This is a genomic window from Streptomyces sp. NPDC091271, assembly GCF_044757505.1.
Lineage (GTDB): Bacteria > Actinomycetota > Actinomycetes > Streptomycetales > Streptomycetaceae > Streptomyces.
The window spans coordinates 79835-94057 of sequence record NZ_JBIVVD010000010.1; the positions used below are offsets into that span (position 1 = coordinate 79835).

The window sequence follows — 14223 nt, forward strand, 5'->3', positions numbered from 1 at the left end:
GCATTCGTTAAGGTGTTCGTGGGCCATGGGGCTCTCGGGGCCGGTGATCGGGGGGTCATGACGTCCGTGCACGAGTCGGTGGGGGCCGTCGCCGTCCGGGAGAGCGCTCCGCGCCCGCCGGCCGAGCCTCCGGCGAGGCCCCTGACGTGGGCGATGCTCTCGCGGGCGCTGTCGGTGCCGCTCATCCTGGGCCTGGTCTGCTTCCTGCCCGCGGTGATCGCCGCCCAGCCCGGTTCGGGGGTACGGGACACCGCCTACTGGCTGCAGCTCGTCCTGACCTGCTACGCGGGGGCCCGGCTCGCCACGATGATCCTTTCCACCCGCAGACGGCTGCTCCAGGGCGTCTTCTGGATGTTCGTGTACATCGCCATGGGTGTGGCGCCGTTCGCCCAGGTGGTGATCGGGCAGACCCCTACGCCGATGGTGGGACCGCGCTCCGATCTGGTGACGGCGATCGCGATGATCCTGGTGGGGTGCGCGGCCTTCGATCTGGGTGCGCTGCTGGCCTCGCGGCGCCCGCTGAAGAGGCGCGACTCCTCGCGCGCCACGGGCGGCCCCGCGGTGGCTCACCCGGTCAGGCTGCGGCTGCTGGTGCTGCTCGCGCTGCTGGCCAGCGCGTACTACGTGCTGAAGCTCGGCGGGCCGGCCGTCTTCTTCTCCAGCCGTCAGGAGATCAGCGACACGGTGGCGCAGAGCGGGGTGGCCTCGGCGGAGTCGAACGTCGGCTCCGCGTTCCTGAAGGGCTTCGGCACGGTCCCGGCGCTGCTGGCTCTCCTCTTCTACACCCGGCGCCTGGTGACCTCCCGCCGGGCCCGGCGCTCCCCCTCGACGGCGCTGGTGTGGGTGACGCTCGCGGCGGTCAATCTGATCGTGAACAACCCGATATCCAACGCGCGTTACTGGTTCCTGACGGTGCTGGTGTCCCTGCTGTTCACCGCGTTCCCGAGCAGTGCGGCGATGTACCGCTCGGTGCTCGCCATGGGCGTGGTGGGCGCCCTCGTGCTGTTCCCCTATGCCGACCGCTTCCGTTACGACGACGAGGGGTACCGGCCCGTGCAGTCGGCCTCCGTCTTCGAGCCGCTGGCCACCAAGGACTACGACCAGACGGTGATGTTCGCCAACACCATCTCCTGGGTGGAGGCCCGGGGCCACACCTACGGCCGTCAACTCGCGGGCTCCGCGCTCTTCTTCGTGCCCAGGGCCGTGTGGAGCGGAAAGCCCGAGGACACCGGGGTGCGGGTCGGCGAGTGGATGGGGATGAACATGACCAACCTGTCGGCTCCCCTGTGGACCGAGTTCTGGGTCGACTTCGGCGCGTCCGGCATGATCGGCGGCCTGGCGCTGATCGGCTACGCGGCGGCCCGTACGGACCGCAGGTATGCGCTGGCCGTCACACGGGCGGGCCCCGGGCCGGGCAGCGTGCTGGCGATCGCGGCTCCGCTGATCGCCGGGTACACCTTCATCCTGTTGCGGGGACCGCTGCTCCAGGCCGCGGGGAAGCTGGCGATAGCCGCGCTGTGCCTGGTGCTGATCAGCACGTTCAGGGAGCAGCGGGCAACGCGTCGGCGCTGAGGGTCTCCGCCGTGCTCCGGCGGCGCAGCCGGGCGACCCGGGTCCAGGTGGCGGCGGCCTTGCAGAGCGATCCGAGGCACAGTCCCCAGGCGGCCCCGGGGACGCCTCCGAGGGCGTAACCCCCGGCCATGAGGGCCACGGCGGTGAGTGAGAAGACCACCTGGATGCTCAGCGTCGTACGCGGGTCGAGCATGCGCAGGGCGAGCAGTCCGCAGGTGCCCACGGCCATCGCCGCGTACTGGCTGCCGGTGGCCGGGAGCAGGGCGGCCGCCGTCGGCCAGGTGTCGCCGAGGAGCTCTCGCCCCGCCCGGTCGGGCAGCAGGGCGAGTGCGGCGGCCCAGAGAGCGGCGGTGGCGGCGAGCACGGCGGCGAGGCCCGCGGTGGCCCGCACCCGGCGCCGTTCGTCGCCGATCCGGCCGAGGAGCGGCGGGCCGAAGGAGGTGGCGGAGGTGAACAGCACGTTGAGGGGCCCGAACAGGGTGGTCGCTCCGCGAAGGGCTCCGACCAGGAGGGGGTTGGCGACGGCGCCGAGCCCGAGGACGGAGAGCTGGCTGGTCGCGTTGCCGACACCGAACTCGACGGTGAAGCGCTGCCCGAGGTGGCCGCGCCTCAGCAGCGGGCGCAGCGACATCGGGGCCCCGGTGGTCGAGCGGTGCAGCAGCACGGCGGAGAGCAGGAGGGCCGGCAGGGCGGAGAGCCCCCAGACGGCGATCAGCCGGGCGGGGGCGGCCCCGTACTCCTGGGCGGCCAGGGCGCCCAGCACGCAGGCCAGTCTCAACAGGTCCCCGGTCAGGGCGAGATGGGGCTTCTGGAGGGTGGAGAAGGCGTAACGGAGGGCGTCCTGCCCCAGCACCACCGGCAGGACGAGGCCGAGCGCCAGCAGGGCGCGAGCGGTGTCCCCCGGGACTAACGGACAGACGGCGGCCGTCGCGGCGCCGAGGGCCGCCGACGCCCCGACGGTGAACACTACGGCCGAGCGGCAGGCGCCCCGAGTGTCCTCGCCCCCGCCGCGCCGGAGGACCAGGGGCTGCCCCGTGTACGCGCCGGAGACACCGAGCAGCACCGTGAAGACGAGGTAGACCGCCGAGAAGCGGGCGAAGTCGGCCACGGTGGAGAGCCGGGCGGCGGCCACGAGCACCAGGATGTTGGTGAGCGCCGCCACGCCCTGGTCCGCGACCGAACAGAGGATCGCGGTGCGGGCTCTCACCGGCGCGCCCCCGGGAGGGTGAAGGAACGCAGCCCCATGGTCTCGTCGGGGCTTCCGGTGATCTCCGGCGCTTCCGCTTCGGCGGACGGGCCGTCCGGGCCGCCGGTGCGGCGCCGGGCGGCCTTGTGCCGGCGTTCCGAGCGGCGCAGCCGGGCCCGGCCGGGGTGGAGGAGGGCGCCGAGCACCGAGCCGCCCGAGGCACCGATGATCTCGCGGATGCGTTCCAGGTCGCTGCGGTGCACCTCGCGGGGGTCGCAGACGATCATGACGCCCTCCACGCGGTCGACGAGGGCGACCGCGTCGGCGTACGACAGCACCGGCGGGGCGAGGACGATGACCACCGCGCCCGGGCGGTCGGCCTCGGCGACGATCCGTCCGACGGAGGCGGACGTCAGAGCGCGCGGCACGTTGTCCGCGGTGACCCCGGCCACCAGGGCGAACGCCCCGGACCCGGGCACATCCACGTTGGAGCGGCCGCCGGCCGGCCAGCCGCGGTCGCTCTCGTCGGCGGCCCAGCGTGGCGGCCGCACCTCGTGGGCCGCCCGCCCCAGGTCATGGGCGAGGGAGGGGGTACGCAGATCTGCTTCGACGAGCAGGACGTCACGGCCCATCTCGGCGAAGGCGGCGGCCAGGTTGACCGCCGCGGCCGCCGCGGCCGCGTTGTCCCCGCGCGGGGCTGTGACCAGGAGCCTGCGACGCTCCGCGAACGACGGGTCGTAGGCGAGCCGGAAGGCGACCGCGCGGTACTCCTCGGCGAGCCGCGAACCGCTGCGCCCGATCGCGAGCAGGGAGTCCCCGGCCGCGCGCTCCCTGGGCAGCGTGCCGAGCAGCGGGGCCCCGAGGGAGCGGACCAGTTCGCGGGGGGAGCGTACGGCGGGGTCGAAGACGAGACGCACCCAGGACAGCAGCAGGCCGAGGGCGAGGCCGACGACCGCGCCCAGCCCGAGGAGCAGCGGCAGACCCGCTCCGGCGGGCTCGGTGGGGGCGACGGGCTTCTTGTTGAGATAGCCGGGGGTGGTGTCGAGCGCCTTGAGCTCGGAGATCTTCCGGCTCAGCTCGGAGATGGAGACGATGATGTTGGCGCGGGCACTGCTGACGTCGTCCGCGGCGTCGACCCCGGTCCGCTCCTCCAGCAGATCGCGCTTCTCCTCCAGTGGTTCGAGCTGCGCGCGGTAGCCGTTCGCCATGTTGTCGAGGCTTTCCTGGGTACGCGCCTTGCGGTGCGCGAGGTAGGCGTTGGCCAGCGCTTCGGCGCGGACCCTGGCCTGTTCGGGGGCGGCCCCGGTGTAGGAGAAGCGGAGGGTGAGGGTGTTGGGCGGGTTGGTGACCTGGAGGCCGGCCAGCAGCTTCCGGGCGGTGACGTCGTCGCCCTTCTTGAGCAGGGTCCCGGCCGCCAGGTCGCCCACGGTGTCGCTTACGGCTGTCTGCCGTTCGGAGCCGATGTTGATGCCCTTGTCCGCGGAGGCCCCGGTGGCGAAGGGGTCCGCGGTAGCGGAGCGCACCTGCACCTCACCGGTGGCCGTGTACGTGTCGTCGCCGCTCAGGGCGAGGAAGCCCCCGCCGAGAAGTCCCACGACGACGCCCCCGGCGAGCAGCAGGCGATAACGCAGGAGCTGGCGGAACTGATCGCGCAGCAGCGCCGGTTCGTCCTGGTCGTCCAGGGGACGTATCTGGTGTGTCATCGGCGTGCTCCCCCTCGTGTGTCCCCTGTTCGCGCGTCACCGAGCGCTTCGGCGAGCAGGGCGTCGAAGCGGGCGAGGCCCGCCTCCCTGCTCAGGTGCTGTGCGACGTACCGCGGGCCGTGCGCCCCCAGCGCGTCCGCCGTCACCGGGTCGGCGGCCAGCCGGCGTACGGCGCCGAGGAGCGCGGCCGGGTCCTCGGGGGCCACGAGGACGCCCGCGCCCGAGCGGCGCACCTCGTCCGCCGTACCGCCCCCGTCGGCCACGGAGGCGACGACAGGCCGTCCGGAGACGAAGTACGAGGTGAGCTTGGACGGCACGCTCATGTCGAGCACGGAGGCTCGCTGGGTCACCGCGAGCACATCGGCGGCGGCGAGCACGTCGGTGAAGTCGTCCGCGTCGGCGGGCGGCAGGAAGTCGAGGTTGGGCAGCCCGGCCGCCAGCTCGCGCAGTCCGTCGCGCTGGTTGCCGTCACCCATCAGGACGACCCGGATGTCCGGGGCCAGCCGCGCCAGGCCGACCAGGACGTCGAGCCCCTGCTTGAGGCCCATGTTCCCGGAGTGCAGCAGGACGGGGGTGGAGACGTCCCAGCCCAGGCGGGCCCGGGTGGCGGACCGGTCGGCCGAAGGGCTCCGCACATGCGTCCAGTTGGGGACCACCCGGATGCGTCCGGGGTCCACACCGAGGGCGGTGACCCCCTCCACGAAGCTCCCGTGGATGACACCGACGAGGGCCGCGCCGCGCAGGGCGTAGCGCTCGGCCTTCGCGGCGACGTCCGCCGCTCCGCCTCCCCCTCGGATGCCGCTCTGTGCGGCGGCGGCGCCCATCAGGTCCTGGACGACGGGTATGTGGGGGACTCGGTGGCGGCGCGCCAGGCGGGCCCCGAGCACGCCGCCCGCGAGGCTCGGCATCTGGGAGACCACCGCGTCGAAACGGCCGGGCGGTGGGGCGAGGATCCCGTGGGCGAGCACGCTCGCCTCGAACGCGCCGCGGCGCAGGGCGGTCTGTCGTGGCGGCACGTAGTGGCGTCGCCGGTGTATCCGCACGCCCTCACGGCTCTCCTCCCTGCGCCACACGCCCCGGTACCCCTCGTCCACGCGCCAGGCGGGGTAGTGCGGCATGCCGGCCAGGACCTCCGTCCTGGCCCCCGACGCCGCCCAGTGCTCGGCGAGCTGCGTGGCGTACGGGCCGATGCCCGTCAGCTCGGGGGCGTAGTTGGTGGAGACCACGAGAAGTCTGCGGTTTTCGAACGGTCTCAGATGCTCAGCTGCGGACAACGGATGATCGCCTTCCCCCCGGAACAGCACTCCTCCGAGCTTATCCGTTCACGGGATGCACAAGTGTTCTTCACAGTAAGGTCGTTGAACCAGTTCCACCGTGGGGGGAGAGAACGGATGGTGCAGCACAGAGTCGGCTACGCGCCGGGGGTGTACGACCTGTTCCACGTCGGCCACCTCAATATCCTGCGGCACGCCCGCAGTCAGTGCGACTACCTGGTGGCCGGAGTCGTCTCCGACGAGATGGCCGAGCTGGCCAAGGGCCACAGACCGGTGATCCCGCTGACCGAGCGGCTGGAGATCGTGCGCAGCGTGCGCTATGTGGACGCGGCGTTCGTGGAGACCGTTCCCGACAAGGTCGAGACCTGGCAGCAGGTCCGCTTCGACGTCATCTTCAAGGGTGACGACTGGCGGGGTACGGAGAAGGGCGAGCGTCTGGAGCGGGATTTCGCCGAGGTCGGGGTGGAGGTCGTCTACTTCCCGTACACGGTGCACACGTCCAGCACCCAGCTGCGCCGGGCACTGGACGTGCTCGTCAGCCGGCCCGGAGCGCTTTCAGCTCCCTGAACCACTTGACCAGGAACGCCACGAGGAACAAGGCGTGCACGGCCGCGAGCACGGCGTACCCGGCACGGAAGGCCCCGGGTGCGCCGAGCAGCAGGAAGACCAGGCAGAAGACCCCGTAGTCCGCCGGCAGCAGTGCCACCGCCCGGACCGGGGACACCGGCGCCGCGGGACCCGCGGGTGCCGGTGCGGCGCGGGCCGCCGCGTTGCCGAGCTGTTCCCGCAGGAGCCCCGCGCAGAAGGTGAGCACGGCGACGAACAGGAAGCCGAGCGGCAGCAGGAGCCAGCCCTCGCCGGGCAGGGAGCCGAAGCGGTGGAAGGAGATCAGTACGGCGCTGTGGACGAGGATCATCTTCGCGCAGTCCACGACGTGGTCGAGCCACTCGCCGTCCGGCCCGCCCCGCCCGGTGAGCCGCGCGAGCTGCCCGTCGGCGGAGTCGAAGGCGAAGCCGACGGCCAGACCGGCGTAGACAGCCACCCCGAGCCACCAGGACGGCTCCACGAGGGCCACGACGGCGATCGCCAGGAAAGTGAACAACGCGCTGATCGAGGTGACCTGATTGGGCGTCAGTCCGATGCGGAAGGCACCGGCGGCGAGCAGACGCCCGGCCGGCCGGTTCACGTACCGCGAGTAGAGCGAGACACCCTTGGACGACTTCTGCGCGCCGCGCAATTCGCGCAGCACCGTACCCGTGCTTCCCATACGCCCCCCAGCGCCCGGTGGATTCCCGGCGCATCATCGCAGAAATCGTGTGCGGGGCGTGGCGATACGGAGACGTACCGTGGTCCGGGGCGCTCAACTCCCCTGGCCGCGCTCGGATCCGCCGCCGGCTTCCTGCTCGCCACCGGGGTCCGTACCCGGCTCGGTGAGCTGTGCGTCCAGGTCGTCGAAGAGGAGCTCACCGCGCTCGATCTGCCCCGTCCGGTACGCCGACCTGGCCACCAGGTGAGCGGCCACCGGGCCCGTCATCAGCTGGAAGAAGCCGATGAGGGCGAGCGTCGCCAGGTCCATCCCGCTGCGCAGCCTCAGCGCGACCCCGGCCAGCACCAGCAGCAGCCCGAGGGTCTGCGGCTTGGTCGCCGCGTGGCTGCGCGAGAGGACGTCGGGCAGCTTGAGCATGCCGACGACACCGAGGAGACAGATCGCCGCGCCGAGGAACACGAGTACCGCGCCGGCCGTGTCGGTGATCTGGAGAAAGACATTCACCGCTGCCCCTCCTTCCCGTCGGCCTTACGGCGCGACAGCGGCTTGTCGCGTACGGCGATGAAGCGAGCGATGCCCACCGAGCCGGTGAAACCGAGGAACGCCAGCACGAGCATGACCGGGAAGTAGAACGGGTCCCGTGCGAAAGCGGACTTGGCGCCCAGCCCCGCGATGATCACCGCGGCGAAGACATCGAGCCCGATGGCCCGGTCGAGCATGGAGGGCCCGCGGCTGATCCGGAAGAGCAGCAGCGCGCCCGCCACGACGACGAACACGACGGCGGCGGTGATCAGCACGCGGTCGACGGTCTCGGGGCCGCTCACGGTCCCTCCTCTCCGCCGTCGGACCCGGCGACCGGTGGTGGTGGCCCGGAGACCCGGGCGATCTCGTCAGGGGTGCCGAACGCCCGGACGGTCAGTTCTTCCAGCTTCCAGACGGAGCGCCGGGCCGCTTCCAGCTCCTCCGGCCTGTCCGCGTCCAGCACGTGCATGAAGAGCGTGGCGGTGGCCCTGCGCACCTCCACCACGGAGCCGCCCGGCACGTTGGAGACGGAGACGGCTGTCGCGGCGAGCATCAGGTCGCTGCGGCACCGCAGTGGTACGCCGATGACGGCGGGCCGGTGCGGGCGGCCGACGAAGATCTGCCGGGTGACCTTCACCCCCGAGGTGTACATGTCGTAGAGCAGATAGCCGGCGAGCCGGAGGATGCCCCAGGGGTGCAGCCGCAGCCCCAGATCGACCTGCGGCAGCGGGAACGCCAGGCAGACGGTCACCGCGACGACCACGCCGGTGATGACGTTGGCCCAGGTCAGGGTGGACCACAGCATGACCCAGATCAGGGTGAGCCAGGCGATCAGCGGAAGGTCGAGCACGCGGCGCCGGCGGCCGGCGAACTCGACGCTGTACGGCGGGAGATCGGGGTTGTGGTACGACAGGGTGATCAGGCGCCTCACCGGCCGAGCACCTCCTCCACATAGGGACGGCGGGCGATGAGTTCGGCTGCCGAACGGTCGGTGAACGCCGCCAGCGGGCCGGCCAGCACGGTGAAGGCGAGGCCGAGCAGGACGGCTCCCGCGGTGGCCGCCGTCATGGCCCTGGGCGGGCGGATCGTGGTGGTGACGGCCCTTCCGTGCAGGGTCGCGGCCAGCGTCTGACCGGCCGGTGGGGGCCCCACCCCTTCGTCGCCCGTGCCGGGGATGCGGTCGGGCCCGGTGTCGGTGTCCTCGTCGTCGCTGTCGTCGGCGGTCTCCAGGACGGTGCCGTAGGCGGCCTGGCCCGGTGGCTCGGTACGCCAGAAGGCCAGGTTCCAGATCTTGGCCATCACGTACAGGGTGAGCAGGCTCGTCAGGGTCGCGCCCGCGACGAGGATCCAGGCCCACACGCTGCCGTCCGCGACCCCGGCCCGCATCAGTCCGAGCTTGCCGATGAAACCGGAGAAGGGCGGGATCCCGGCGAAGTTCATCGCGGGGACGAAGAAGAGGACCGCGAGCAAGGGAGCCGATCTGGCCAGTCCGCCGAGCCGGGTGAGCTCGTTGGTCCCGCCCCGGCGTTCGATGAGTCCCGCCACGAGGAAGAGGGTGGTCTGGACGGTGATGTGGTGGGCGACGTAGAAGATCGCGCCGCCGTACGCCGCACGGGTGGCGAGGCCGATACCGAAGACCATGTAACCGATGTGGCTGATGAGGGTGAAGGAGAACAGCCGCTTCAGGTCGGTCTGCGCGACCGCCCCGAGAATGCCCACGAGCATCGAGACGAGGGCGACGGCCATGATCAGATCGCCGAGCCGGTTACCGGGGAAGAGCAGGGTCTCGGTCCGCAGCATGCAGTAGATCCCGACCTTCGTCAGCAGGCCCGCGAAGACCGCGGTGACGGGCGCGGGCGCCGTCGGGTAGGAGTCGGGGAGCCAGGCGGCGAGGGGGAAGACGGCGGCCTTGATGGCGAAGACGGTGAGCAGCATGGCCTGGATCAGGGTCTGTACACCGAGGGGGAGTTCGGGCAGCCGGACCGCCAGCTGGGCCAGGTTGGCCGTGCCGGCGGCGGCGTAGGTCATGGCGATCGCCGTGAGGAACAGCATCGAGGAGAACAGGGAGATGATCACGTAGGTGGAGCCGGCCCGGATCCGGGGGCCGGTGCCGCCGAGCGTGAGCAGGACGAAGCTGGCGACCAGCATGATCTCGAAGCCGACGTAGAGGTTGACGAGGTCGCCCGCGAGGAAGGTGAGGGAGACCCCGGAGACCAGGATGAGATAGGCGGGGTGGAAGACGGCGACGGGCGTCTCCTTGTCCCGGTCCGCCATGCCCTGGCCGAGCGAGTAGACGAGGACGGAGAGGGTGACCGCCGAGGAGACGGTCAGCATCAGCCCGGACAGCCGGTCGGCGACGAGTGTGATGCCGAGCGGCGGCGCGAAGTCGCCGAGATGGACGGAGAGGGCGCCCTGGCGGTCGGCGGCGATCATCAGTGCCACCGAGAGACCGAGGACGGCGGTGAGGACGGCCACGCTGATGAAGCGCTGGAAGCGCGCGAGCCTGGTGCCGAAGGCGAGACTCACCCCGGTGGCGCAGAGCGGCAGCAGGACGGGCAGCGGGACGAGGGCGTTCATCCGGCGGCTCCTCGGTCGTCGTCCCTGTCTTTCACGTAGTCCTCCGGATCGGCTCCCAGCACGTCGTGCCACAGGTCTCCGCCCGCGTCCCGGCCCCGGGCCTGAAGGGCGCGGTCCGCGCGGAGCCGGGCCCGCAGCCGGCGGTGCTCCTCGCGGTAGCGCGCACGCTCCTGCCGCGTGGGGCGCGGCCCCGCCCGGTACTCCTCACGGAGCTCGGCCCGTTCCCCCAGCACCTCGGCGCGCAGGTAGATGCGCCGGTCCTCCAGGTCGTCGTGGACCTCGTCGGTGCCGGTCAGCTGGTAGCTTCGGTAGGCCATGGCGAGCAGGAAGGCCGTGGTGGCGAGCGTGATGACGATGGCGGTGAGGGCGATGGCCTGGGGCAGCGGGTCGGTGATCCGCCGCAGCGGCACGCCGTAGAGCAGAGGTGCCGCGCCTGCCGAGCCGGTCGCCGAGAGGACCAGCAGGTTGATGCCGTTGCCCGTGATCACCGCGCCGAGCAGGATGCGGGTGAGCGGCCGGGTGAGCATGAGGATGCCACCGACCGCACAGAGGACGACGGCGGTGGCGAGGAGCGAGGCGCTCATGGTCATCGCCCGGTCTCCCCCGTTCCGGTCTCCGTCGCGGTGGTCAGTGCGCCCGCCGCCCGTTCGATCTGGCGGTCGACCTTGGCGCCCAGTGCCCGCACGATGTCCAGGACCACACCGAGCACCAGCAGATAGACACCGAAGTCGAAGAGGACCGAGGTGCTCAGGTGGTAGTCGCCGAAGACCGGCAGATGCCCGTGGTAGGTCCAGGCGTGCAGCACCGTCCCCTCCGCGAGCCCGCCCAGGGCGACTCCGGTGGACACGAACAGTCCGAGTCCGGTGAAGAGTCCGGGCTGCAGCGGCGCGGCCTCCGCCAGTTCGAACCTGCCGCCCGCCAGATAGCGCGTGATGAGGGCGAGGCCCGCCACGAGTCCGGCGACGAAGCCGCCGCCCGGCATGTTCTCCGCGCAGAACAGCAGATAGAGGGAGAGCACCAGAATGGGATGGAAGAGCAGCCGGGCCACCACCTCGAAGACGACGGAACGGTGCTCGGGCGCGAGGGTCGATCCGGCGGCCAGCCAGCTGCGTTCGGGCGCCGTGTCGTCGCCCTGCGGCAGTCCGGTCAGCCGGCGGCCCGACAGCGACCAGGCGGTCTCCCCCCGCAACTCCTCCCTCTGCACGGGTGCTTCGCCGCGGCGGTGGAGATAGATGAGGCTGGTCACCCCGATCGCCGCCGCCGCGAGGACGGCGGACTCCCCCATCGTGTCCCAGGCCCGCAGGTCGACCAGGATGGTGGCCACCACGTCCTTGAGACCGTGATGGGCGACCTCCTCGACCATCGCCGCGCCCGCGGGCTCGGCGACCCGGGCGGCTCCCGCCACCCAGACGGCCACGCCGACCGTCGCCGCCGCCGCCAGCGCCACGGGGATCCGCATGGCCCGCCGCCATGTGCCGATCGACTCCTCGAAACGCACCGGCATCCGGCGCAGCACCAGCACGAACACGATCATCGACACGGTCTCGACGCAGAACTGGGTGAGTGCCAGGTCGGGCGCGCCCTGTACGACGAAGAGCAACGCCGCGCCGTAGCCGGTCAGCCCCGCCAGGACGACGGCCTTCATCCGGCGGCTGACGGTCAGGCAGGAGAGGGCCGCGGCGCAGGTGAGCACGGCCACCGCCCCCTGGAGAGGGGTGTCCCACACCCGGGGGGCGACCGCTCCTTCCCAGGGCCGGTCCGCGACCAGGACCGCCAGCTGGCCGACGAGCATCACCATCAGCGTGATGGCCAGGTAGCCGGAGAGGGAGCCGCGCTGGACGAAGCCGGTGACCTGGAGGGCGACACGTTCCAGGCCCAGGAGGAGGTGCCCGAAGACACTGTCCGCGGTCGGCCAGGCGACGCGCCGCGAGACCTTGGCGACCGTCACGCGCCCCGCGAAGAGCACGGCGCCGCCCGCCCAGGCCAGGGCGGACAGCAGCAGGACCGTCCCGAAGCCGTGCCAGAGCGCGAGGTGGTAGGGGTGCGCGGGAGCGGGGAAGACGTCGGCGTACGCGGCGAACAGACGGTCCGTCCATCCGACGCCGGGGCCGAGCACCAGCCCGGCGACGGCGAGCACGGCGGGCGGAGCCAGGAGGCCGGCGCCGACGCGGTGGGTGGGGGTGTCGGGGACACCTTGCTTGCGGGCGAACGCTCCCCAGACGAAGCGCAGGGTGTACGCGACGGTCAGCACCGATCCCACGACGGTGACGGCCAGCACCCAGCGGTCGGCGGTGTCGCCGTGCAGCAGCGCGTCGAAGGCGGCCTCCTTCGCGGCGAATCCGAGGAGGGGCGGCACGGCGGCCATGGAGGCGGCGGCGAGGACCGCGACCGCGCAGGCGTACGGCATGGTGCGGGCGAGGCCGGAGAGTCTGCGCAGGTCACGGGTGCCCGTCGCGTGGTCCACGATGCCGGTGACGAGGAACAGCGCGGCCTTGAACAGGGCGTGCCCCAGGATCATCGCGACGGCGGCGAGCGCGGCGTTCCGGTTCCCCGCCCCGGCGAGCACCATGAGGAAGCCGAGCTGGCTGACGGTGCCGTAGGCGAGGACCAGCTTCAGGTCGTTCAGGCGCAGGGCGCGCCAGCCTCCGAGGAGCATCGTCGCTCCCCCCAGCACCAGCACGACCGGCCGCCAGACGGGGACGTCGGCGAAGGCGGGGGCGAGCCGTGCCACCAGGTAGACGCCGGCCTTCACCATGGCCGCGGCGTGCAGGTAGGCGCTGACGGGGGTGGGCGCGGCCATGGCGTTCGGCAGCCAGAGGCTGAACGGCCAGATCGCCGACTTGGACAGGGCCCCGCACAGCACGAGGACGACGGCCACGGATACGGCGAGGGTCGGCTCCGGCGGCTCGGCGACGATCGAGGAGATCCGGTAGGTTCCCGCGGCCTCGCCGAGGATCAGGAAGCCGACCAGCATCGCCAGGCCGCCCAGTGTGGTGACCGTCAGGGCCTGGAGGGCGGAGCGGCGGTTCTGTTTGCGCCGGCTGGTGTGCCCGATCAGCAGGTACGAGAAGACCGTGGTCAGTTCCCAGAACACGTAGAGCGAGATCAGGTCGTCCGCGAGGACGAGGGCGAGCATGGCACCGGCGAAGGCCAGCAGGTTCCCGGCGAAGGGGGCCAGTTGGGGTGAGTCGTCGGTGAAGTAGTACGCGCAGTACAGCAGGACGAGCATGCCCACCCCGGCCGCGAGCAGCACCATCAGCTCGGCGAGCGCGTCCAGGCGCAGGGCGATGGACACGTCGTAGGTGCCGATCCACTCCCATGACCAGGTGACCGCCCGGCCCGCTTCCGTGCCGCCCCACTCGGTGGCCGCCCACACCGTGGTGGCCGCAGGGGGCAGCGCGAGCACGACGAAGGCGTATCTGCCGAGCCGCCGCACGAGCGGCGCCGAGCAGGCCGCCAGTGCGAAATGGCAGAGGATGAGTGCGATCACGTCAGGCGGTCCGGAACAAAGGGCACCGAATACAGATATATCCCCCGGCCCGGTTCACCCGCCCGGCGCGCCGCGCGACGGCCCGCCCGCTGGTTACGGTCGGCGGCTGTGGTCGGTACTCGTCCCGCTGTGGTCACACGACGGCGTCTGCCCTGTTCGCCCGCGGTCACACGGTATGACGTGGGACCTTTCCGGCACGGCCGCCCCGGCGCCCCTCCCGTTCCGGAGCACCCGGTCGGCGTTCAGCGACAGATGACGCGGTTCGTCGGGCACTTCGTCGGGCATGCCCCGGACGCCTCCGGCGGTGGGCGGACGGCGGGGCGGGTCGTCACGGATCGTGAGGCCCTCACCGCCGGGGGACCTGTTCACGGTGCACGGGGGCGGTCCGCCGGTCATCGCCGTCGCCTCCTGGTGTGCCGGAGATACGCGCACCTTCAGCCTCGCTCCGGAGCGTGCGTGCCGCTACCGGGGCACGGCCGGCGTTTCCGACGCTTCGGCGGGCGATCGTGTGCGCGCGCCGTGTCGCACATGGGAGGCCACTTCCGACACCCGCCGCATCGGGACGAGTTGCACGTCGATCACCTTCCTCGAGAGCCGGGACACCCTTCGTGGTGGCGATCGACCGCTTCCAC

General features: G+C 72.0%; 12 protein-coding genes. 2 read left to right on the forward strand and 10 right to left on the reverse strand.

Annotated elements, in window-relative coordinates; genetic code table 11:
- Nucleotides 1-57 precede the first annotated feature (57 nt).
- Complete coding sequence (locus ACIQM3_RS34325; RefSeq protein WP_401631427.1) at nt 58-1572, forward strand: hypothetical protein; 1515 nt, start codon at nt 58-60, stop codon at nt 1570-1572.
- On the opposite strand, the gene ACIQM3_RS34330 is transcribed toward ACIQM3_RS34325, so the two are convergent.
- Genes ACIQM3_RS34330 through ACIQM3_RS34340 form a run of 3 tightly spaced genes read right to left on the reverse strand, consistent with a single transcriptional unit; the run spans nt 1541 to nt 5735 of the window.
- Nucleotides 1541-2779, reverse strand: coding sequence for a hypothetical protein (locus tag ACIQM3_RS34330; RefSeq protein WP_401631429.1), 1239 nt, complete (start codon nt 2777-2779; stop codon nt 1541-1543). The two genes, ACIQM3_RS34325 and ACIQM3_RS34330, sit on opposite strands and share 32 nt — an antisense overlap.
- On the reverse strand, nt 2776-4461 hold the full coding sequence (locus ACIQM3_RS34335) for a lipopolysaccharide biosynthesis protein (RefSeq protein WP_401631432.1): 1686 nt from the start codon (nt 4459-4461) through the stop codon (nt 2776-2778). The genes ACIQM3_RS34330 and ACIQM3_RS34335 overlap by 4 nt, the downstream gene beginning before the upstream one ends.
- Nucleotides 4458-5735, reverse strand: coding sequence for a glycosyltransferase (locus ACIQM3_RS34340; RefSeq protein WP_401631435.1), 1278 nt, complete (start codon nt 5733-5735; stop codon nt 4458-4460). Before ACIQM3_RS34340 ends, ACIQM3_RS34335 begins: the two co-directional genes overlap by 4 nt.
- A 117-nt stretch (nt 5736-5852) precedes the next feature.
- Here ACIQM3_RS34340 and ACIQM3_RS34345 point away from each other — a divergent pair, with 117 nt between their 5' ends.
- A complete protein-coding gene (locus ACIQM3_RS34345; RefSeq protein ID WP_401631438.1) occupies nt 5853-6302 on the forward strand; it encodes an adenylyltransferase/cytidyltransferase family protein in 450 nt (149 codons plus the stop codon).
- Here ACIQM3_RS34345 and ACIQM3_RS34350 read toward each other — a convergent pair.
- The 7 genes from ACIQM3_RS34350 to ACIQM3_RS34380 form a co-directional block, all read right to left on the reverse strand.
- The gene (locus tag ACIQM3_RS34350; protein ID WP_401631439.1) at nt 6271-7002 is read right to left on the reverse strand and encodes a CDP-alcohol phosphatidyltransferase family protein; all 732 of its coding nucleotides are present in this window, start codon (nt 7000-7002) and stop codon (nt 6271-6273) included. The two genes, ACIQM3_RS34345 and ACIQM3_RS34350, sit on opposite strands and share 32 nt — an antisense overlap.
- A gap of 93 nt (nt 7003-7095) precedes the next feature.
- A complete protein-coding gene (gene mnhG / locus ACIQM3_RS34355) occupies nt 7096-7506 on the reverse strand; it encodes a monovalent cation/H(+) antiporter subunit G (protein ID WP_401631442.1) in 411 nt (136 codons plus the stop codon).
- The gene (locus tag ACIQM3_RS34360) at nt 7503-7826 is read right to left on the reverse strand and encodes a monovalent cation/H+ antiporter complex subunit F (protein ID WP_401520095.1); all 324 of its coding nucleotides are present in this window, start codon (nt 7824-7826) and stop codon (nt 7503-7505) included. Before ACIQM3_RS34360 ends, mnhG begins: the two co-directional genes overlap by 4 nt.
- Nucleotides 7823-8455 carry a Na+/H+ antiporter subunit E gene (locus ACIQM3_RS34365; protein ID WP_401631446.1) on the reverse strand — a complete coding sequence of 211 codons (633 nt, stop codon included), beginning with the start codon at nt 8453-8455 and terminating at the stop codon, nt 7823-7825. The genes ACIQM3_RS34360 and ACIQM3_RS34365 overlap by 4 nt, the downstream gene beginning before the upstream one ends.
- Nucleotides 8452-10101 (reverse strand): Na+/H+ antiporter subunit D, encoded by a 1650-nt coding sequence (locus ACIQM3_RS34370; RefSeq protein ID WP_401631449.1) that lies wholly within the window; start codon nt 10099-10101, stop codon nt 8452-8454. The genes ACIQM3_RS34365 and ACIQM3_RS34370 overlap by 4 nt, the downstream gene beginning before the upstream one ends.
- Nucleotides 10098-10691 (reverse strand): Na(+)/H(+) antiporter subunit C, encoded by a 594-nt coding sequence (locus ACIQM3_RS34375; protein WP_401631452.1) that lies wholly within the window; start codon nt 10689-10691, stop codon nt 10098-10100. The genes ACIQM3_RS34370 and ACIQM3_RS34375 overlap by 4 nt, the downstream gene beginning before the upstream one ends.
- Nucleotides 10688-13591, reverse strand: a complete 2904-nt coding sequence (locus tag ACIQM3_RS34380; RefSeq protein WP_401631455.1) for a Na+/H+ antiporter subunit A — start codon at nt 13589-13591, stop codon at nt 10688-10690. The genes ACIQM3_RS34375 and ACIQM3_RS34380 overlap by 4 nt, the downstream gene beginning before the upstream one ends.
- Nucleotides 13592-14223: the final 632 nt, after the last annotated feature.

What these genes read in the sequence shown, in the direction of transcription:
- ACIQM3_RS34370 (WP_401631449.1), bottom strand. Translation starts at nt 10,101, where the DNA reads ATGAACGCCCTCGTCCCGCTGCCCGTCCTGCTGCCGCTCTGCGCCACC.
- ACIQM3_RS34350 (WP_401631439.1), bottom strand. Translation starts at nt 7,002, where the DNA reads ATGGGAAGCACGGGTACGGTGCTGCGCGAATTGCGCGGCGCGCAGAAG.
- ACIQM3_RS34345 (WP_401631438.1), top strand. Translation starts at nt 5,853, where the DNA reads ATGGTGCAGCACAGAGTCGGCTACGCGCCGGGGGTGTACGACCTGTTC.
- ACIQM3_RS34375 (WP_401631452.1), bottom strand. Translation starts at nt 10,691, where the DNA reads ATGACCATGAGCGCCTCGCTCCTCGCCACCGCCGTCGTCCTCTGTGCG.
- ACIQM3_RS34325 (WP_401631427.1), top strand. Translation starts at nt 58, where the DNA reads ATGACGTCCGTGCACGAGTCGGTGGGGGCCGTCGCCGTCCGGGAGAGC.
- ACIQM3_RS34335 (WP_401631432.1), bottom strand. Translation starts at nt 4,461, where the DNA reads ATGACACACCAGATACGTCCCCTGGACGACCAGGACGAACCGGCGCTG.